Genomic DNA, 19,743 nt, shown 5'->3' on the forward strand with positions numbered 1-19,743 from the left:
ACCGTGTGTGTGGTTTTATTAGGGTTGGTTTTCCGATCTCCCGCGGGGGGGCCGCCGTGTGCGGCCCGCCCGGTGGGTCAGGAGCGCTGTTCGGGGCGGTCGATCACGCGCAGCCAGCTGCCGTCGGGCTGCCGGCGGACCACCTGCACGCGGCCGCCGGTGCCGTCCTTCGCCTTTGTCGAAGTGAGCGCGAGGTCGCCGTGGTAGATCGTCGGCAACGCCTCCTCCACCTCGAAGCGCGGTAGGCGCCTGAGCATCTCCTCGCAGACGGCGCGGATCGCATCCCGGCCGACCGTGGAGCTGCCCGGCGGGTAGGCGAGCACGGCGTCGGGCTCATACAGCTCGGCCAGGCCCGCGGCGTCACCGGCGTTGGCCCGTTCTACGAACAGGCGGGAGATGTCTTCCGGGGTCATCGCCTTCGTGGTCATGGCTCAACAGTCCCTCGGCGTGATCCATAAGTCCAAGAGTTGTTCATGCTCAAAGCTAGAATCAATGGTTATGGAGCTGCATCAGCTGGAGTACTTCGTCGCGGTTGCCGAGGAGGGTGGCTTCACCCGCGCGGCTGCGCGGCTGCGGGTCGCCCAGCCGGGGGTCAGCGCCCAGGTGCGCAAGCTGGAGCGGGATCTCGGTCAGCCGCTGCTGGACCGTTCCGGCCGCGCGGTGCGGCTCACCGCGGCCGGGCGCGCGGTCCTGCCGTTCGCCCGCGCGGCCCTCGGCGCCGTGGAGGGGGCGCGGCAGGCCGTGGACGATCTGACCGGCCTGACGCGCGGGCGCGTGGCGATCGGTAGCGTCACCTCGCACACCGTCGACCTGGCGGCCGTACTCGCCGACTTCAACGCCGCGCACCCCGCCGTCGAGGTCACGCTCGTCGAGGACGCGTCTGAGCGCCTCGCCGACGCCGTGCGCGAGGGGCGCCTGGACGCGGCGATCGTCGCGTTCGGGGAGACGCCCGAGGGGCTCGGCGTGGACCTGATCAACGACGAGGAGATCGACGCCGCCGTGTGGCCAGGCCACGAGCTCGCGACCCGCGACACGATCCCGCTGTCCGCCCTGCGCGACCGCGCGCTGATCTGCCTGCCGCGCGGGGGCGGCATCCGGGCCGTCCTCGACGCCGCGTGCACGGCAGCGGGCTTCGCGCCACGGGTGGCGTTCGAGGCCGGTTCCCCCGCGGTCCTGGAGCAGCTCGCCGCCCACCGCCTGGGCGTGGCGATCCTGCCCGCCTCGATCGCGCGCAACCGCGAGCACCTGCACCCGCTGCGTATCGTCCGGCCAACGCTGCGCGGCCGTCTGGGGCTGGTCTGGCGCCTGACCGGCCCGACCAGCCCGGCCGCGGCCGCGTGGCTCACCCACGCCCGCCGCTACCTCTGACGCCCACCACGGCGCGTCCGCGACGCCGGCCGTTCACCGCAGCGCCCGGGCGGTCGATGACGGCCGTGGCTCACCACGGCACCGGCCCCTCGTCGTCGAAGGCGCCGCCGGTCGGGCCGTCCTCCGGCAGCGTGGCCAGGCGGATCGCCGCCACCGCGCCCTGGGCCGGGGTGCGGGGGCCGGCGTGGCCGTTGAGGTCGGTCGCGCAGTAGCCGGGGTCCGCGACGTTCACCTTGATCGGGGTGTCGCGCAACTCGTTCGCATACGAAAGGGTCACCGCACTGAGGGCCGACTTCGAGGAGTTGTACGACAGCAGCGTTGCGCGGGCGTAGATGTGCGACGGGTCGGCGGCGTAGGTGAGAGAGCCCAGGCCGCTGCCCAGGTTCACGATCCGGGCGGCCGGCGCGCGGCGCAGGGCCGGAAGGAGCGCGTTGGTGACCGCCACCACGCCGAAGACGTTCACCGCGAACGTGTCGCGCAGCAGCTGGACCGGGGTCGCGCTGGGCGGGGCGCCGCGGTCGAGCAGGATGCCGGCGTTGTTGACGAGCACGTCGAGGACCTCGACGCGCTCGGCCACACGGGCGATGGACTCCTCGTCGGTCACGTCGAGCCGCACGGCCGTCGCGCCGATCGCTTCCGCCGCCTCCTTGCCGCGGATCGGGTCGCGCGCGCCGAGCAGCACGGTCATACCCAGCGCCCGCAGCCCGCGCGCGATCTCCAGGCCGATGCCCTTGTTGGCCCCCGTGACGAGGGCGGTCTTGGTCGTCATGCCCAATACGATCGGGCCGGCGGCGCCCGGGCGGGAGAGACGCGTGGAACATCGGATCACCGGTCCCTGGTTACGACGTTTCGCCATCCAGCAGCATGGAGGCATGAACCGGGTACAGCTGGCCGAGTTCCTCAAGGACCGCCGGGCGCGCGTGAGCCCGTCCGACGTGGGGCTGCCGGCGGGGGCGCGGCGGCGCACACCGGGGCTGCGGCGCGAGGAGGTCGCCAGGCTCGCCGGGATCTCGGTGGACTACTACGCCCGGCTGGAGCAGGCGCGCGGGCCGCACCCGTCGCGGCAGGTCCTGGCCGCGCTGGGCCGGGCGCTGCGGCTGTTCGAGGACGAGCGCGCATACCTGTTCCGGCTGGCCGGCGAGCAGCCGGGTCCGCCCGCGGGGCCGAGCCAGGTCGTGTCGACCGGCATCCGGCACCTCCTGGAGCGCCTGGACGACACGCCGGCCTTCGTCATCGACGCGAAGTACGACCTGCTGGCCTGGAACCGCATGGCGGTGAAGCTGATGGGGGCTCCGCCACCGGAGCGGAACATGATCTGGAACGCGTTCTGCGGGCCTTCGCCGATCACGCCCGACTCGCCGGCCGAGGTCCACGCGTTCGCCGAGGAGTCGGTGGCCGATCTGCGCGCCGCCTCCGTGCGGTACCCGCACGACGAGGGCATCCGCGCGCTGATCGCCCGGCTGCACGCGGCCAGCCCCGAGTTCACGCGCCGGTGGAAGGAGCACCACGTGTGCGTGCGGCGGACCACGACGAAGACGCTGCCCCATCCCGAGTACGGCGAACTGGTCCTGGAGTGCCAGCTGCTCCACGTCGATGAACAGGGGCAGCGCGTCGTCTTCTACACCGCCGCGCCGGGCTCCCGCACCGCGCAAATCCTCTGCGACCTGCGCGAGCCGGCCCGCGCCCGCTGATTCTAGGATGCCAGCTGCGTGGCATCGGGGTCGGCGGGGACGACGCGGGTCTCGTCGGGGTCGGCGCCGGGCATGCGGCGGGTGGCGTCCGGGCCGGCGAACTCCGAGGCGCGCTCGGACGCGTGGCTCAGCCGGACCGTCAGCAGCGCGGCCTGCCGCGCCAGCCCGCCGACGACCGCAGGTACCAGGGGCAGCAGCCAGTCCGCGACCAGGCCGGTGGCGGGCAGCTGGACGATGACCAGGGCGGCGAACGCGGCGGCGGCGCCCTCGACGATGCCGCGCCACGCGGCCCGGCCCGCGGCGGAGGCGGCCTCGCGGCGCGGCGTGCGAGCGTTGAGCGTGTCGGCGGCGTTGAGGTCGCGGCGGCCCAGGTTGAACCCGGCGATGCCGCAGGCGGTCGACAGGCCCAGGACGGTCGCGATGAGCCAGCTGTGGGTGACCCAGTAGGAGAGCCCGAGCGCGGCGCCGCCGGCGGCGAGCGCGGTGAGGGCGCGCAGCCACTCCTTCTTGTCGCCCGGATACCAGTAGTAGCGGGTGGTGTTCGGCCCGATCTGCCGGATCATCTGGCCCATGCGAGCATCCCCTCGTTCGGCCGCTGCGGGGTCTCTCGTGATCATGCGCCTCGCCGGGGCGATTTGTCCGAAGTTAGCGCAAATCCGAAGTTAGAACAGAACCGTCGCGAACGTGCCGACCTGTTGGAATCCGCATCGCTCGTACACACGGCGGGCTGGCGTGTTGTAGTCGTTGACATACAGGCTGACCGATGGCGCGACGCGGCGCAACGCATCTCGGACGATCGCGGCGATGCCGGCCGTGGCGAGGCCGCGCCCGCGCAGCTCGGGGTCGGTCCAGACGCCCTGGATCTGGGCGGTGTGGCGGGTGACGACGGCCAGCTCGGCCTTGAACACGACCCGGCCGTTGTGGAAGCGGGCGTACGCCCGGCGCGCCCGGACCAGCTCGCCGATGCGCTCGCGGTAGGAGCGCTCGCCGCCGTCGGCGGTCGGCGAGACGCCGACCACCTCCGTGTACATGGCGACGGCGGCGGGGAAAAGCAGGTCGATCTCGTCGGGGCGGACCAGCCGGACGTTCGGGTCGGCAGAGACCGGCGACGGTGCGCTGACGGCCATGAGCGGCTGGTTGGGGCGCACATCACGGGACGGGCCCCAGGTCGGCGTGAGGTGCGACCACAAGCCGAGGACTGCGTCGGCCGAGCCGACGATCGAGGAGCATCCGCGCGGCTCATTGGCGACCATCTCGGCGAATGCGGCGACGGCGGCGGCCGAGGCATGCACGGGGATGAGGTTGGCGCCGATCCAGCACAGCGACTCGAGGTTGCGGCGCGAGCCGTAGCCGAAGATCCGCGCGTCCTGCCGCCACCAGGCGAGCCCGGCCATCGAGACGCGCTCGGCGACCTGGGCGCCGCCGAACGGGTCGCGGTCGAGCAGCCGCTCGACCGAACCGCGCTCGGCGTCACCGAGGAGGCGCGCTGCCACCGTCAGCATGCGTACCAGCCTGCCAGATTCGCCGGGGTATGGCTGCACATACCCCTCGGGCCAGTGAAGGCGCCCCCCGCCGGGGATCGGCGGGGAATCACCCGGAAGACAACCCGCTCAGTGCACGGTCACGGACGGGCCGAGGCCGCGCAGCTCCTCCGGGAGGTCCACGCCCTGCTCCTCGGCCAGCCGCAGGGCCTCCTCGACCAGGGTCTCGACGATCTGCGACTCGGGCACGGTCTTGATGACCTGGCCCTTGACGAAGATCTGGCCCTTGCCGTTGCCGGAGGCGACGCCGAGGTCGGCCTCGCGGGCCTCGCCGGGGCCGTTGACGACGCAGCCCATGACCGCCACCCGCAGCGGCGCCGGGAACCCGTCGAGGGCGGCGGTGACCTGCTCGGCGAGCGAGTAGACGTCGACCTGGGCGCGGCCGCACGACGGGCAGGAGACGATCTCCAGGCCGCGCTCGCGCAGGCCGAGGGACTCGAGGATCGCGATGCCGACCTTGACCTCCTCGACCGGCGGCGCGGACAGCGAGACCCGGATGGTGTCGCCGATGCCCTCGGCGAGCAGGGCGCCGAACGCGACCGACGACTTGATCGTGCCCTGGAAGGCGGGGCCGGCCTCGGTGACGCCGAGGTGCAGCGCGTAGTCGCACCGCTCGGCGAGTTGCCGGTACGCACGGACCATGACGACCGGGTCGTTGTGCTTGACCGAGATCTTGATGTCGCGGAAGCCGTGCTCCTCGAACAGTGAGCACTCCCACAGCGCCGACTCGACCAACGCCTCGGCGGTGGCCTTGCCGTGCTTCTCCAGCAGCCGCTTGTCGAGGGAGCCGGCATTGACCCCGATGCGGATCGGCACGCCGGCGGCGGAGGCCGCCTTCGCGATCTCCTTGACCTTGTCGTCGAACTGCCGGATGTTGCCGGGATTGACGCGCACCGCGGCGCAGCCGGCGTCGATCGCGGCGAAGACGTACTTCGGCTGGAAGTGGATGTCGGCGATCACCGGGATCTGCGACTTCTTCGCGATCGCCGGCAGCGCCTCGACGTCGTCCTGGCTCGGCACCGCGACCCGCACGATCTGGCAACCCGAGGCGGTGAGCTCGGCGATCTGCTGCAGCGTGGCGTTGACGTCAGCGGTGAGCGTCGTGGTCATCGACTGTACCGAGACCGGCGCGCCGCCGCCGACGGGCACCGGGCCGACCATGATCCGACGGGACTCGCGCCGGGGCGCCAGCGGTGGCGGCGGCGCGGTGGGCAGGCCAAGGCTGACTGCGGTCATGAATGCGCCCTTACCTTCACAGAGAGGTGTTATTTCAGCGTGATCGGGTTGACGAAGTCGGCGGTCACCGTCAGCAGGACGAAGACGCCGAGGACACCGATCACGGCCAGCGTGATCGGCGCCAGCTTGTAGTAGTCGACGCGACCCGGGTCGGGCCGGCCCATCCGGGCCGCGATGAACGACCGGACCCGCTCGAACCAGGCGATGGCGATGTGCCCGCCGTCCATGGGCAGCAGCGGGAACAGGTTGAAGATGCCGAAGAACAGGTTGAGGGTCGCGAACAGCGACAGCAGCGACGCCCAGTCGCCGAGCTCGAACAACTCGCCGCCGATGCGGCTGGCGCCCACGACGCTGACCGGCGTGTTCGGGTCGCGCGGCTCGCCGAGGATCGCCTTGAACAGGTTCGGGATGCGGCCGGGGATGGCCTTGAACGACTCGAACGTGCGCTCGACGAGGGTAGCGGTGAACGAGGTGGTCTGGCCGGCGCCGTCGAGCGGGCCGTAGCGCAGGACCGGCAGGTCGCTGTAGCGGATGTCGACGTTGATGCCCAGCATCCCGCCGCGCTCCAGGTCGTCGGGGGTGATCTGCTCGGCGGTCTTGGTCGGATCGATGCCGATCTTGAGCCGCTGTGCCTCCGGGATCAACGCCTCGCCAGACAGCGTCTGTTCGCCGCGCTTGTACTCGACCCTCACGGTCTTGCCGACGTCGTTCTTGAGCTCGTCGCGCAGCGCCTGGTTGCCGCTGATCGCGTGCCCGTCGATGCTGAGGATGATGTCCCCGGGCTGCAGGGCGAGCTGGGCGGCCGGGCTCTGCGGATCCGTCGCCGGGTCACATGCCTTCTGGGTCTTCGTCTGCGGGTCGACCTGGAACGTCGGGCTCACGCACTTTGAGATCGCGCCCACGCGAACCGGCACCTGGTTGGCCTTGCTCGCGTCGGGGACCCCGACGAACGAGAAGAGCACCCACAGCGTCGCCAGGGCCAGCGCGAAGTGGGTGACGGAGCCCGCGGCCATGACGACGGTGCGTTTCCACACCGGGTATCGCCACATGGCCTTCGGGTCCTCGGAGCCCGGTTTGCCGGTCTCGGGGTCGATGTCCTCCTCGTTCGGAGTCATCCCGACGATCTTGACGAACGCGCCGAAGGGCAGGGCCTTCAGACCGTATTCGACGCCTTTGCGCTTGAAGGCGAAGATCGTCGGGCCGAACCCGATGAAGTAGCGGGTCGCCTTCATCCCGAACCAGCGGGCCGACCAGAAGTGCCCGGCCTCGTGCAGGGCGACGGCGATCAGGATGCCCAGGGCGAACACGACGATGCCCAGCGCGAAGGTCATCAGACCCCTCTCCGGTCGGCGCCCGCGGCGATGAGCGCACGGGCGTGGGCCCGCGCCCAGGATTCGGCGGCGAGCACGTCATCGACGGTACCTGGTTCGGCGAAATCCGGGGCCTCGGCGAGGGTCCGCTCCAGCGTCTCGACGATGCCCAGGAACGGCAGATCACCCGCCGTGAACGCGGCCACACACTCCTCGTTGGCGGCGTTGTAGATCGCCGGCCGGCAGCGACCCGCCTCCCCCGCGGCCTTGGCCAGCGCCACGGCGGGGAACGCCTCCTCGTCCAGGGGCCGCAGCTCCCAGGTGTGCGCCCGGGTCCAGTCGACGGCGGGGGCGGCGTCGGGGACCCGGTCGGGCCAGCCCAGCGCGAGGGCGATCGGCAGGCGCATGTCGGGCGGGCTGCACTGGGCGAGGGTGGAACCGTCGGTGAACTCGACCAGCGAGTGGATCACGGACTGCGGGTGGACCATGACCTGGATGGCGAAGTACTCCACCCCGAACAGCTCATGCGTCTCGATCACCTCCAGCCCCTTGTTCACCAGGGTGGCGCTGTTGATCGTGACGACGGGCCCCATGTCCCACGTCGGGTGGGCGAGGGCCTCCCGCGGGGTGACGCCGACGAGCTGGTCACGGGTGCGGTCGCGGAACGCGCCGCCGGAGGCGGTCAGCACGAGCCGGCGCACCTCGCCGCGGCTCCCGCCGCGCAGCCCCTGGGCCAGCGCGGAGTGCTCGGAGTCGACGGGAACGATCTGGCCCGGCCGCGCCGCGGCGCGGACCAGAGGGCCGCCGGCGACCAGGGACTCCTTGTTGGCCAGGGCGAGGGTGCGCCCGGCGCCCAGGGCGGCCAGCGTCGGGGCGAGCCCGAGCGAGCCGACGACGCCGTTGAGGACCGTGTCGCAGGGCCAGCGCGCGAGCTCGGTCATCGCGTCGGGACCGGCGAGGATCTTCGGCAGCCGGAAGCCGCCGGTCGCCCAGCCGCGACGCTGCGCCTCGGCATAGAAGGCGAGCTGCAGGTCCTGGGCGACGCTGGCCCGGGCCACCGCGACGGCCTCGACGCCGAGCTCGAGCGCCTGCTGGGCGAGGAGGCCGACGTTGCCGCCGCCGGCACCGATCGCGACGACCCGGAACCGGTCCGGGTTGCGTCGCACGATGTCGATCGCCTGTGTGCCGATCGACCCGGTGGAGCCGAGGAGCACGATCTCTCGGGGTGTCACACCCTCATTGTGTCAGGCGCCGGCCCGGGCAACCCCGGCCATATGCCCGGCCCGCCGCAAACCTTCACAAACCCTTCGCCGGGCCCTATGTCCTATGTGGAATGAAGCCGGGGCACGGCCGACGAGTCCTCCGCCGGCCATGCCCCGGCATGGCTCCGCCCGCTACCGACTGATGCGATCAACAGTGGCATGAGCTGGGCCGATATGATGCGCGCGGCGCGTGCCTCCACCTATCCGCGCGGTGAATCCCAGATGCCGTCCCCGCTCGTACGCATGTATTAATTATAGATCATCACTAACCGACCGGCAATCGAATTACTACGGCGCCAGGCGGTGCAGGTCCCGCGGGAACAGCGTCGTCTCGCGCACGTTCGCGGCCCCCGTGAGCCGGGCCAGGAACCGCTCCAGGCCGATCGCGAAGCCGCCGTGCGGCGGCATCCCGTGGCGGAAGGCGGCCAGGTACCCCTCGAGGTGTTCCGCCTGCGGGCCGAGCGCGGCGAGGTAGTCGGCGAGGCGGTGCAGCCGCTGCCCTCCGGTCACCAGCTCCACGCCCCGGAACAGCAGGTCGAACGAGTTCGACCAGCGCGGGTCCGACGGCTGCGGGTGCGTGTAGAACGGACGTTTGGCCATCGGGTACCCCTCGACGTACACGAGGTCCGAACCGTGCTCCCGCAGCGCCCACGCGCCGAGCGCCCGCTCGTGCTCGGGCGCCAGGTCGGGCTCGTCCTCGGCCGCGCCGGCCAGCCGCAGCGCCTCGCTGAAGTGCACCACCGGCACCTCGTCCGGGATGCGCACGGCGTCGAGGCCCGCGATGGCCCCCGCGGCCGCCGTCATCGCCCGCACGACCCGGGTCAGCACGGCCATCACGTCACGGTGGTCGCGCACGAAGCCGAGCTCGGCGTCCAGCGAGGTGTACGTGGCCAGGTGCCGCGACGTGTCGTGCGGCTCGGCCCGGAACACCGGCCCGACCTCGTAGACCCGTTCGAACACGCCGACCATCGTCTGCTTGTAGAGCTGCGGGGACTGGGCGAGGTACGCGGGACTGCCGAAGTAGTCGAGCGCGAAGACGTTGGCGCCGCTCTCGGTCGCGGTACCGACGATCTTGGGGGTGAAAACCTCGGTGAAGCCGAGGCCGTCCAGCGTGGCGCGGAACGCCCCGACGGCGGCCGCGGCCGCGGCGAACACGGCCCGGCGTGCCGGGTGACGCAGCGTCACCGCGGCGTGGTCCAGCAGCGCCGGCAGGCCCGCCTCGACCGCCGGGCGGAACAGCTCGACCGGCGGCGGCTCGGCCTCCGAGCGCACCTCGATCGACTCGTACGCCACCTCGAACCCGCCCGGCGCGACGTCGTTGGCCACCACCCGGCCGGTGACCTCGACCACGGACTCCTCCCCCGGCACCGGCACGCCCGGCGGCACCACCACCTGAGCCAGCCCGGCGCGGTCGCGCACGATCAGGAACGTGACCTTCGCCAGCACCCGGCGGCGATGGACCCAGCCACACAGCCGGATCGTGGCTCCCGTGTGCCGGGCGAGCTCGCCGGACAACACGCGGTACGACATGAAACACCTCCTCGGAAGGGACGCTCCCCGGAGGTGTGGGCGATGGGGCCGGTCGCGGTGCCACCACACCTTCGCCGCGGCGGACCGCCGCGGCCTCTCGGCCACGGTGACGGGGGCCAGCCGGCGGGGCATTCACGGCGGTCGTCACCCGCCGCCCCGCACCATCGAGGATGCCGGGTTCACCGATCCGGCGCTACGGAATTCCCGCACGGGTGAGCGGCCCGGTGGTGCCGGGAGCGGTAGGTGCCGCCCGGACAGCCGACGGCGAGGTCCTCAGCGCGCGGTGACCCCGGCCCGCCCGGCCGCGTCCACCCGGGCCCCGCCGAGGTCGGCTCGCTGCCCGGCTGCGCTGCCGGCCCCGAAGCCGCCGCCGCTGAGCCGCCGCCGGCGCCCGGCGCGCACGTTCGGATACGCCGCGGACACCGCGACGTCGACCGCGCGCTCCCGGTCGGCGAGGACCAGCGCGGTGCCCGGCCCGGCCGGCTCGTCCACGCGGGAGGCGGCGGCGAAGCGCTGCGCGACCGCCGATCCGAACCCGACCAGCCAGGAGCGCCGCCACGCCGCGGCCTGCTGGCCCGGCGGCACCGGCTCGCGCAGCATCCCGCGCGCCGCCTGGACCAGCAACGAGGCGTAGAGCAGCTCGACGCCGGCGACGTCGGACTCGAAGCCGAACAGGTGCACCGACGCCCGCAGCCCCTCGGCGGTGCACCGCTCCAGGCGGATCGAGCGGCAGCGCAGCGCCGCCGCCACGACGTGCAGCAGATACGCCTTCTCGCGCAGGTACGGCGCGGCCAGCTCGACGAGCCGGTTGCCGACCACGTGCGGCCGCTCCTGGCGGGCGTCCAGCAGCGCCTGGTCGATGCCGTACTTGGCGATGAGCGCGGCCGCCTTCGCCGTCAGCGCCTCCGCCTCCTGCGGCGTGCACGCCGGGTCCTCGGCCTTGGCCAGCAGCTTGCGGACCTTGTCGAGCACCGGCGCCGCGCCTAGTCGCCGTCCGCCGCGATCCCGGCGGGAGCCGCGATCGCGGCCTCGATCGGGGCCGCGGTGCCGGCCGGGCGGGAGCGCAGCTCGTGCCCGACGCTGGTCAGGCAGCGCCCGCTGGGCAGGTCGAACTTCCAGCCGTGCAGCTGGCAGGTCAGGGTGTTGCCGTCGACGATGCCGAACCGGGTCAGGTCCGCCTTCAGGTGCGGGCAGCGCCGCTGTACGACCCAGTCGCCGAGCTTGATGTCCTCGGCGTCGGGCTTCTGCTCGGCGAACCAGCCCTCGGCGTACTGCAGGCGCTCCTCGGAGAGGCACTTGAAGAACGAGTAGACGAACTCGTTGTACTGCCCGATGCGCGCGGCGGAGAACCGGCAGGACAGGAACAGCGAGTTGACCCAGTCGACCTCCTCGATGAACAGGAGGTGCTCGATCAGGGCCCGCTCGGTGCGGAACCGGTAGCGGACCTTCTCGTCGGCGTAGGCGCGCACCTGCTTGCCCGGGAAGTCCACCACGATCGACTCGACGGACTCGCCGTCGTAACCGACCAGGTCGAAGCGGACCGGACCGCCGACGCCCTTGGCCAGGTACACAGACTCGTCCAGCAGCGGCTCGATGCGCCGTTGCATCTCCTTGAGCACGTCGACCTCGGGGTGCCGCCAGCTCGCCTTCGCCGCCTCGATGACGGGCCGCTTGCGCTGCCGCATCTCCTCCAGGTGCTCGCGCTTGTGCGCGAAGAACTCCGCGACGTCGGTCGGGTGCGTCGTCTCGGCCGAGTCGGCGGTCAGCGTCATCACCGAGCCCGGCAGCAGGATCGTCGAGTTCGTGCCGCCGACCTTGGCGTACTCCTGCTGGAACACCCACTGGTCGGGGAAGATGTTGCCCTCGTCGCCGAAGATGTCGTTGAACTGCCACAGCTCGTCGTCGAGGAAGCACGGCGGGCCGGCGATCGGGATGACGTTGGACGCCTCGAGGTCGGCGATGTAGCGGAAGGTCCGGTCGAACTGCCGGTCCCGCTTCTGCTTGCCGAACGCGCGCTTGGCGGCCTCGGGCAGCTCGTAGACCATCGGATACCAGATCGCGCCGGAGAACTGCAGCAGGTGCGCGTGCACGTGACCCAGCGCGTGGAACGTGGTCAGGTCGGTCGGGCGGGCGTCGTTCTGGTTGAGCAGCCGGACCCCGTCGTGCTCGACCCACAGCGACGAGTCACCGATCGGACCGTCCGTCGGCGACGTCAGCGCCTGGATCATGATCTTCAGGCCACCATCGAGCTCGTGCACCTCGTTCGACTTCGTCTCCAGGAACCGGGTGAACCCCAGCGCCTCCAGCTCGTCGCGCATCTCACTGGTCGGGAACTCGGGCAGCAGGACGGTCGCCTTCTTCGACACGAACCGCTTCAGGTGCTCGGCGTCGAAGTGGTCGCGGTGCAGATGCGACACGTACAGGTAGTCGCAGTCCCCGAGCGTCTCCCAGTCCAGCAGCGAGTTGTCCGGGAACGGAAACCACGAGGCGAAGTAGGCGGGGTTGACCCACGGATCGCACAGGATGCTCCCGGCCGGCGTGTCGATGCGAAGGCTGGCATGGCCGGTCCCGGTGATGCGCACCGCGCTTCCTCCTTATGTTGGTACCGCCCGAATTGGTACCGCATAGTGCCCGCACCGACGCTACCCGACCGACCCGCAGCCGTACCTGCCGGTGCCGCATGCCAGACTTTGTGCAGAACCACCTGGCCGCCTGGACCTCCGCGGCGGCCCCGTCGAGCGCCGAAAGGACGAGCCGTGTCCGAGCAGCACGAGCCTGTGACCTCCCCCGACCAGCTCAAGCCGGGTCACCCGCGCGCGGCCCGCATCGGTGCCGTCGTCTCGGCGCTGATCCTGCTGAGCATGCTCATCGGCAACCACCACGGCCGCGTCGAGGACATCTTCTTGATCGTGTGCGCCGGGCTGCTCGTGCTTGCCCTGGTCGGCGACTGGGTGCTGCGCCGCAACGGCCTGCGCTGAGCGGCTTCCGCCGCATCACCCGCGGTGACGCTGGGTGATGACGAGCGACTGTCGTGTTTTGAACCGCACACGCGAAGAGGGCGCGTCCGACATTTCGCCGGGCGCGCCCTCTTCGACGTTTCGTTCTCGATCAGCGACGCCGCGTGACGATGTCACGGACCTCCTTCAGCGCCGCGTCGACCTCGGCCTCGAAGTAGCCGCCCGGCACCAGGTTGAAGTGCGTCGGGTCGAGGTCGCCGTCGGTCAGCGGTCCGCCGCGGCCGGTCAGTGACGCCATGACGCCCTCGAACAGCCGGTCGACCTGCGCCCGGTCGTAGCCGCTGCCGAAACGGCGCAGCTGGAACGTGCGGCGCAGCTGGTCGATGCGGGCCACCTCGGCCGACTGGTGCTGGACGGGCGGACCGCCCGGAGGGCCGCCGTAGGGGTCGCCACCGTACGGGTCACGGTCGACCGGCGGACCGCTTGGAGCGCCGCCGTACGGATCGCGGTCGGCCGGCGGACCGCCTGGAGCGCCGCCATAGGGGTCACGGTCGGCCGGCGGGCCGTAGGGGTCGCGGTCGGGCGGGCCGCCGTACGGATCGCGGTCGGGGCCGCCGGCATACGGATCACGGTCGGGCCGCTCCATGCGGATCTCGGCGGTCATGTCCACCCGCGGTCCGCGGGGGGCCTGCTCATAGGGGCCACGGTCCTCATCGAAGGCTCCGCCATAGGTGGGCTCGTCGTAGCGGCCGTAGCTCGGGTCGCGCTGCGGCGGGCCGGGCGGCGGCCCAGGCGGCGGGGTGGGCCGGGTCGGCAGGGGCGCGCCGGGCGGTGGGGGCCCCATGCGCTCCATGGGCGGAGGGCCCATGCGGTCCATCGGCGGAGGGCCCATCCGGTCCATCGGGGGCGGGCCCATGCGGTCGGGCGGCGGGGGCGCCATGCCGGCTCGGTCGGGCATCCGCTCGGGCATGCGCGGCGGCTCCATGCGCTCCGGCATCCGCTCGGGCGCCATGCGCAGTTCGCCGCTGCGCGGCTCGGGGGACCGGCCGAACCCGCCGCCACCGCGCTCCTCCAGCTCGGCCAGCTGGCGCTCGACGCGGTCCAGGTGCAGGTCGACCTGCCACTCGTCATATCCGCCGAAGCGCACCCGGAAGACCACGTCGTGGACCTCCTGCGCGCTCACCGGCGCACCCATCGGGTCTCCGGAAAGGGTGGCCTCCACCCGGTCGAGGAACGAGTCGACCTCGTCGACCTTGTATCCCCGACGCATCGCACGGCGCCGGAACCGCTGACCCTGACTCACTGTGTCTCCTTGTTCGCTCGCCGTGCTAGCAAGCTGTCTTCTCCCACCTTGCCACCTCCGGAGGCCGCAAGCTGCCCGCAGGCTCCGTCAATCTCCCGACCCCGGGTGTCACGCACTGTAGTGGGAACACCGGCGGCGCGGAGCCGCCGGACGAACTCCCGCTCAACCGGCTTGGGGCTAGCGTCCCACTTGCTGCCCGGGGTCGGATTGAGCGGGATGAGATTGACATGTGCGAGACGGCCGGACAAGAGCCGACCGAGCAGATCCGCCCGCCACGGATGGTCGTTCACATCCCGGATCATTGCGTATTCAATGGACACGCGACGCCCCGTGCGAGCCGCATACTCAAACGCGGCATCAAGCACTTCGGCGACCTTCCAGCGTTGGTTGACCGGTACAAGCGTGTCGCGCAGATCATCATCAGGCGCGTGCAGCGACAGCGCAAGCGTCACCGACAGCCCCTCCTGCGTCAACCGCCGCATGGCGGGGACCAGCCCGACGGTCGACACCGTGATGTGCCGCTGCGACAGCCCGAGACCCTCCGGCGCCGGCTCGGTGAGCCGCCGCACGGCCGCGATGACCCGGTTGTAGTTCGCCAGCGGCTCGCCCATGCCCATGAACACCACGCGGGAGAGCCGGTCGGGGCAGCCGGGCAGCGCGCCGCGGGCGGCGAGGCCGGCGAACCACACGACCTGGTCGACGATCTCCGCGGTGGACAGGTTGCGGGTCAGCCCGGCCTGCCCGGTCGCGCAGAACGGGCACGCCATGCCGCAGCCGGCCTGGCTGGACACACAGACCGTGACCCTGTCCGGGTATCCCATGAGCACGCTCTCCACGAGCGAGCCGTCGTGCAGGCGCCACAGCGTCTTGCGGGTGGCGCCGTTGTCCGTGGCGAGCTCCCGCACGGGCTCCAGCAGCCGCGGCATCAGCGCCTCGGTGATCGCGGCGCGGGCGCGGGCCGGCAGGTCGGTCATCGCCTCGGGGTCACGCACAAGGCGGCCGAAGTAGTGGGCGGAGACCTGCACGGCGCGGAATGCCGGCTCGCCCAGCTCGGCGACGACGTCACGCCGTGCGGCAAGGTCGAGGTCAGCGAGGTGGCGCGGAGGCAGGGCGGCCCGGCGGCCGTCGCTCGTGGTGCCGGTCGCGCTGGAGGAAAGGTTCAATACGGGAAGCTGCGTCATGAGGGTTCCAGTGTCCCATGCCGCGCCGCATGGTCTCCAAGACCGCCGGACGGCACGGCAGGACGACGAACGCTACCCGTGCGGCACCAGGAAGGCGAGGACCGCATAGGCCGTGGGCAGGGCCAGCAGTATCGAGTCGAGGCGGTCCATGAGGCCGCCGTGCCCGGGCAGCAGGTTGCTCATGTCCTTGACACCGAGGTCCCGCTTGATCAGCGACTCGCCGAGGTCGCCGAGGACCGAGGCGATCGACACCGCCACGCCGAAGATCGCGCCGTGCCACCAGAGCGCGTCGTCGAGCAGCAGCGGCAGGGCGATCGCGCTGCCGGCGCCGGTCCACACGATCGAGCCGGCGAAGCCCTCCCAGGACTTGGCCGGGCTGACCGACGGGGCCATTGGGTGCCGGCCGAGGAAGACGCCGGTGGCGTAGCCGCCGGTGTCGGAGAGCACGACGGCGAGGATGGTCACCAGGACCCGGACGCTGCCGTCGGGCGTGTTGGCCAGCAGCGCCGCGAAGGAGCCGAGGAACGGCACGTACACGGCGATGAGCGCGCCCGCAGTGACGTCGCGCTGGTAATGCGCGACGCCGTCGGCGAAGCGCCACACCAAGACCAGCAGCAGGGTGGCGAGCAGGCCCAGCGGGAGCCGCTCCGCGCCGCCGAACCAGGCCAGGCAGACCATGAGCGGGGCGCCGAGCAGCAGCGGCACCAGCGGCGGATGCGCCTTGCGGACGCCGACCGCGCGGACCATCTCCCACACGCCGACCATCACCGCGACGATGACCAGGCCGAGGAAGAGCCATTTGTCCCAGACGAACAGGGAGAGCACGACCAGCCCGCCCAGCCCGACGCCCACCCCGATCGCCGCCGGCAGGTTGCGCCCGGCCCGGCTCTTGCGCTGCTGCGGCGGCGGCGCGGAGGTGTCGTCCACGGACAGCGTCTTTCCCACCGACGGCGCCTTTCCAACAGACGGCTCGGGCGCGGCATCGTCCTGCCGCGCCCGAGCCGGTGACGGGTCGGGGGCCCGATGAGCCCGGTCGAGATGGGCCATCAGACCTCGAGTAGCTCGGCTTCCTTGTGCTTGAGCAGTTCGTCGACCTGCGACACGTACTTGTGCGTCAGGTCTTCGAGCTCCTTCTCGGCGCGCCGGACCTCGTCCTCGCCGGCCTCGCCATCCTTGACGATGCGGTCGAGCTCCTCCTTGGCCTTGCGGCGCACGTTGCGGATCGCGACGCGGGAGTCCTCCGCCTTGTTCCTGGCCACCTTGATCATGTCGCGGCGCCGCTCCTCGGTCATCTGGGGCAGCAGGATGCGGATCTGGGTGCCCTCGTTGTTCGGGTTCACACCGAGGTCGGAGTCGCGGATGGCCTTCTCCATCGCGCCGATCTGCGACGCGTCGTAGGGCTTGATGAGCGCCATGCGCGGCTCGGGGATCGCGATCGAGGACATCTGCGGCAGCGGGGTCGGGGTGCCGTAGTAGTCGACCATCACCTTGCCGAACATCGCCGGGGTAGCGCGGCCGGTACGAATGACCGCGAACTCCTCCTTGCCATGCTCGATCGCGCGCTCCATCTTCTCTTCGGCCTCGAAGAGCGTCTCTTCGATCACGTGGTCTGTCCTCCTCGATCCGGAACGGGCTCGGCGGTGATGAGTGTGCCGATCCTCTCACCACTCAACGCGCGAGCGACGTTGTCCTCCCCCTCCGCGCCGAAGACCAGCATCGGCAGCGCATTCTCCTGGCAGAGGCTGAACGCCGTCTGGTCGACCACCCGCAGGCCCTGCACCAACGCCTCGGCGAACGTGATGTGGTCGATCTTGCGGGCGGTCGGATCGGTGCGCGGGTCGGCGGTGTATACGCCATCTACCCCGTTCTTGCTCATGAGCACGGTGTGCGCGTGGATCTCCAGGGCACGCTGGACGGCGACCGTGTCGGTGGAGAAGTACGGCATGCCGGCGCCGGCCCCGAAGATGACCACACGGCCCTTCTCCAGGTGGCGGATCGCCCGGCGAGGGATGTAGGGCTCGGCGACCTGCGCCATGCTGATCGCGCTCTGCACGCGCGTGTCGAGGCTCTCCTTCTCCAGGAAGTCCTGCAGGGCCAGACAGTTCATCACCGTGCCGAGCATGCCCATGTAGTCGGCGCGGGAGCGGTCCATGCCGGCCCGGGAGAGCTCGGCGCCGCGGAAGAAGTTGCCGCCGCCGACCACAACTGCGACCTGCACGCCGCGCCGCACGACCGCGGCGATCTGGCCGGCCATGGCGCGCACGACGGTGGGGTCGACGCCGACGGCGCCGCCTCCGAACACCTCACCGGAGAGCTTCAGCACGACGCGCCGCGCCCCGATCGGGGCCGGGGTCAGGGACTGCCTTGCCGCTTCGACGGCGGTGTTCGTCATGTGGGCACCCTTCTGTCTGTCCGGTTCTGTGGAAAGGGGGTCACGGTCTCCATCCGATGGACCGTGACCCCCCAACTTCCGTTGTACGGCCGATCAGGCCTGGCCGACCTCGAAGCGCACGAACCGCGTCACTTCGATACCGGCCTCGGCCAGCACCTGCTTGACAGTCTTCTTGTTGTCGCCCACCGACGGCTGCTCGACGAGGACGAAGTCCTTGAAGAAGCCGTTGACCCGGCCCTCGACGATCTTCGGCAGGGCCGCTTCCGGCTTGCCCTCCTCGCGGGCGGTCTCCTCGGCGATGCGCCGCTCCGACTCGACGACGTCCGCGGGCACCTCCTCGCGAGTGAGGTACTTCGGCCGCATCGCGGCGATCTGCATCGCCACGCCGCGGGCGTCGGCGAGGGCCGCCTCGTCGGTCTTGCCGGTGAACTCGACCGCGACGCCGACCTGCGGCGGCAGGTCGGGGCTCTTGCGGTGCATGTAGATCGCGACCTGCTCGCCCAGCACCGCGATGCGGTTGATGACGAGCTTCTCGCCGATGCGCGCCGACTCGGCCTGGACCAGGTCGGCGACCGTGATGTCGCCGATCTTCGAGGCCAGCAGCGCGTCGACGTCGGCCGCCTTGGTCGCGTCCACCTGCTGCGCCAGCTTCTGGCCCAGCTCGACGAACGCCTCGTTCTTGGCCACGAAGTCGGTCTCGCAGTTGATCTCGACCAGACCCGAGCCGTAGTGCGCGACGAGGCCGTTGGCGGTGGTACGACCGGCGCGCTTGCCGACGTCCTTGGCACCCTTGATACGCAGCAGCTCGACTGCCTTGTCGAAGTCGCCCTCGGCCTCGTCGAGCGCCTTCTTACAGTCCATCATGCCGGAGCCGGTCAGTTCGCGGAGCCGCTTGACGTCAGCGGCGGTGAAGTTGGACATGAGTCTCTCTCGCTCTGGTGGTGAACGCCTGGGCTGTTATGCCTGGGGGTTGTCTTCGACGGCCGGAGCGGCTTCGGCAGCAGGAGCGGCTTCGGCGGCCGGAGCGGCCTCGGCGGCAGGAGCGGGCTCGGCGGACTTGGCGCCCTCGAGCAGCTCGCGCTCCCACTCGGCGAGCGGCTCGTCACCGGCCACGACGCCCGGCTCGGGCTTCTGGTCCGCCCGGGTGGCACGCCCGGACCGAGCGATCAGCCCGTCGGCGACGGCGTCGGCGACCACGCGGGTCAGCAGTGCCGCGGAGCGGATCGCGTCGTCGTTGCCCGGGATCGGGAAGTCGACCTCGTCCGGGTCGCAGTTCGTGTCGAGCACGGCGATGACCGGGATGCCCAGCTTCCGCGCCTCGTCGACCGCGATGTGCTCCTTCTTGGTGTCGATCACCCAGATCGCCGACGGCAGCTTCTGCATGTCCCGCAGGCCGCCCAGCGTGCGGCTCAGCTTGGTCTGCTCGCGCGACAGCTGCAGGGTCTCCTTCTTGGTGTACCCCTGCGCGGTGCCCGTCAGGTCGAGGCTCTCGAGCTCCTTCATCCGCTGCAGCCGCTTGTACACCGTCTGGAAGTTCGTCAGCATGCCGCCCAGCCAGCGGTGGTTCACATACGGCTGGCCCACGCGCGTCGCCTGCTCGGCGATCGCCTCCTGGGCCTGCTTCTTCGTGCCGACGAACAGCACGGAGCCGCCCTCGGCCACGGTGTTGCGGATGTAGTCGTACGCCTTCTCGATGTAGTCGAGCGTCTGGCGCAGGTCGATGATGTAGATACCGTTGCGCTCGGTGAAGATGAAGCGCTTCATCTTCGGGTTCCACCGGCGGGTCTGATGCCCGAAGTGCACACCACTCTCGAGCAGCTGACGCATGGTCACGGTCATGTGACGGGATCCCTTCGATCCTGGTTGTCACGGCGGACCGGTCGGACCGCCGTCCTGGCGCCCAGTCGTCGGCCGTCTCACCCTCCGCACACGCCGCCGTTACCAGCCGGCGTGTCTGATCGGGACCAGGGCG

At 71.2% G+C, this 19,743-nt stretch carries 20 protein-coding genes; 3 read left to right on the forward strand and 17 right to left on the reverse strand.

What is annotated here, in order from left to right; all coding sequences use genetic code 11:
- Positions 1-77: 77 nt before the first annotated feature.
- Positions 78-413 (reverse strand): YybH family protein, encoded by a 336-nt coding sequence (locus ABT297_RS25155; protein WP_350553957.1) that lies wholly within the window; start codon positions 411-413, stop codon positions 78-80.
- 85 nt (positions 414-498) lie between these two features.
- Here ABT297_RS25155 and ABT297_RS25160 point away from each other — a divergent pair, with 85 nt between their 5' ends.
- Positions 499-1,368 carry a LysR family transcriptional regulator gene (locus tag ABT297_RS25160; protein WP_350553844.1) on the forward strand — a complete coding sequence of 290 codons (870 nt, stop codon included), beginning with the start codon at positions 499-501 and terminating at the stop codon, positions 1,366-1,368.
- A gap of 70 nt (positions 1,369-1,438) precedes the next feature.
- Here the strand turns inward: ABT297_RS25160 and ABT297_RS25165 are convergent, their stop codons facing one another.
- The gene (locus ABT297_RS25165) at positions 1,439-2,137 is read right to left on the reverse strand and encodes an SDR family oxidoreductase (RefSeq protein ID WP_350553846.1); all 699 of its coding nucleotides are present in this window, start codon (positions 2,135-2,137) and stop codon (positions 1,439-1,441) included.
- 103 nt (positions 2,138-2,240) lie between these two features.
- On the opposite strand from ABT297_RS25165, the gene ABT297_RS25170 reads away from it, so the two are divergent.
- Positions 2,241-3,059, forward strand: a complete 819-nt coding sequence (locus ABT297_RS25170; protein ID WP_350553848.1) for a helix-turn-helix transcriptional regulator — start codon at positions 2,241-2,243, stop codon at positions 3,057-3,059.
- A gap of 2 nt (positions 3,060-3,061) precedes the next feature.
- Here ABT297_RS25170 and ABT297_RS25175 read toward each other — a convergent pair whose 3' ends face one another.
- The 8 genes from ABT297_RS25175 to ABT297_RS25210 all read right to left on the reverse strand — a co-directional run bounded on the left by ABT297_RS25175 (position 3,062) and on the right by ABT297_RS25210 (position 12,520).
- A complete protein-coding gene (locus ABT297_RS25175) occupies positions 3,062-3,631 on the reverse strand; it encodes a hypothetical protein (protein WP_350553850.1) in 570 nt (189 codons plus the stop codon).
- Positions 3,632-3,721: 90 nt separating this feature from the next.
- Positions 3,722-4,561, reverse strand: coding sequence for a GNAT family N-acetyltransferase (locus ABT297_RS25180; RefSeq protein WP_350553852.1), 840 nt, complete (start codon positions 4,559-4,561; stop codon positions 3,722-3,724).
- A 108-nt stretch (positions 4,562-4,669) separates the two neighbouring features.
- Entirely contained in the window at positions 4,670-5,836 is a 1,167-nt protein-coding gene (gene ispG / locus ABT297_RS25185; protein WP_350553854.1) for a flavodoxin-dependent (E)-4-hydroxy-3-methylbut-2-enyl-diphosphate synthase, read from the reverse strand.
- A gap of 29 nt (positions 5,837-5,865) precedes the next feature.
- A complete protein-coding gene (locus ABT297_RS25190) occupies positions 5,866-7,167 on the reverse strand; it encodes a M50 family metallopeptidase (RefSeq protein ID WP_350553856.1) in 1,302 nt (433 codons plus the stop codon).
- On the reverse strand, positions 7,167-8,360 hold the full coding sequence (dxr, locus tag ABT297_RS25195) for a 1-deoxy-D-xylulose-5-phosphate reductoisomerase (RefSeq protein WP_350553959.1): 1,194 nt from the start codon (positions 8,358-8,360) through the stop codon (positions 7,167-7,169). The genes ABT297_RS25190 and dxr overlap by 1 nt, the downstream gene beginning before the upstream one ends.
- Before the next feature lie 336 nt (positions 8,361-8,696).
- Positions 8,697-9,938 carry an aspartate--tRNA(Asn) ligase gene (gene aspS, locus ABT297_RS25200; protein ID WP_350553858.1) on the reverse strand — a complete coding sequence of 414 codons (1,242 nt, stop codon included), beginning with the start codon at positions 9,936-9,938 and terminating at the stop codon, positions 8,697-8,699.
- 273 nt (positions 9,939-10,211) lie between these two features.
- Positions 10,212-10,910, reverse strand: a complete 699-nt coding sequence (locus tag ABT297_RS25205) for a DUF2786 domain-containing protein (RefSeq protein ID WP_350553860.1) — start codon at positions 10,908-10,910, stop codon at positions 10,212-10,214.
- 11 nt (positions 10,911-10,921) lie between these two features.
- Positions 10,922-12,520: a Rieske 2Fe-2S domain-containing protein gene (locus ABT297_RS25210; protein WP_350553862.1), complete on the reverse strand. Its 1,599-nt coding sequence runs from the start codon at positions 12,518-12,520 to the stop codon at positions 10,922-10,924.
- 174 nt (positions 12,521-12,694) lie between these two features.
- On the opposite strand from ABT297_RS25210, the gene ABT297_RS25215 reads away from it, so the two are divergent.
- The gene (locus ABT297_RS25215; RefSeq protein WP_350553864.1) at positions 12,695-12,916 is read left to right on the forward strand and encodes a DUF2631 domain-containing protein; all 222 of its coding nucleotides are present in this window, start codon (positions 12,695-12,697) and stop codon (positions 12,914-12,916) included.
- Positions 12,917-13,046: 130 nt separating this feature from the next.
- Here the strand turns inward: ABT297_RS25215 and ABT297_RS25220 are convergent, their stop codons facing one another.
- The 7 genes from ABT297_RS25220 to rpsB form a co-directional block, all read right to left on the reverse strand.
- The gene (locus ABT297_RS25220) at positions 13,047-14,198 is read right to left on the reverse strand and encodes a DivIVA domain-containing protein (protein ID WP_350553866.1); all 1,152 of its coding nucleotides are present in this window, start codon (positions 14,196-14,198) and stop codon (positions 13,047-13,049) included.
- Positions 14,195-15,379, reverse strand: a complete 1,185-nt coding sequence (gene rlmN, locus ABT297_RS25225) for a dual-specificity RNA methyltransferase RlmN (protein ID WP_350553868.1) — start codon at positions 15,377-15,379, stop codon at positions 14,195-14,197. Before rlmN ends, ABT297_RS25220 begins: the two co-directional genes overlap by 4 nt.
- 72 nt (positions 15,380-15,451) lie before the next feature.
- Positions 15,452-16,324 carry a phosphatidate cytidylyltransferase gene (locus ABT297_RS25230; RefSeq protein WP_502885643.1) on the reverse strand — a complete coding sequence of 291 codons (873 nt, stop codon included), beginning with the start codon at positions 16,322-16,324 and terminating at the stop codon, positions 15,452-15,454.
- Between the two features lie 101 nt (positions 16,325-16,425).
- Positions 16,426-16,983 carry a ribosome recycling factor gene (gene frr / locus ABT297_RS25235; protein WP_350553870.1) on the reverse strand — a complete coding sequence of 186 codons (558 nt, stop codon included), beginning with the start codon at positions 16,981-16,983 and terminating at the stop codon, positions 16,426-16,428.
- Entirely contained in the window at positions 16,980-17,771 is a 792-nt protein-coding gene (gene pyrH, locus ABT297_RS25240; RefSeq protein ID WP_350553872.1) for a UMP kinase, read from the reverse strand. Before pyrH ends, frr begins: the two co-directional genes overlap by 4 nt.
- A 93-nt stretch (positions 17,772-17,864) precedes the next feature.
- Positions 17,865-18,692: a translation elongation factor Ts gene (tsf, locus tag ABT297_RS25245; RefSeq protein WP_350553874.1), complete on the reverse strand. Its 828-nt coding sequence runs from the start codon at positions 18,690-18,692 to the stop codon at positions 17,865-17,867.
- 36 nt (positions 18,693-18,728) lie between these two features.
- Positions 18,729-19,610 carry a 30S ribosomal protein S2 gene (rpsB, locus tag ABT297_RS25250; protein ID WP_350553876.1) on the reverse strand — a complete coding sequence of 294 codons (882 nt, stop codon included), beginning with the start codon at positions 19,608-19,610 and terminating at the stop codon, positions 18,729-18,731.
- Between the last annotated feature and the right edge of the window lie 133 nt (positions 19,611-19,743).

The sequence above is a fragment of the Dactylosporangium sp. NPDC000555 genome, from assembly GCF_040300025.1.
In the GTDB taxonomy this organism is placed as follows: domain Bacteria; phylum Actinomycetota; class Actinomycetes; order Mycobacteriales; family Micromonosporaceae; genus Dactylosporangium.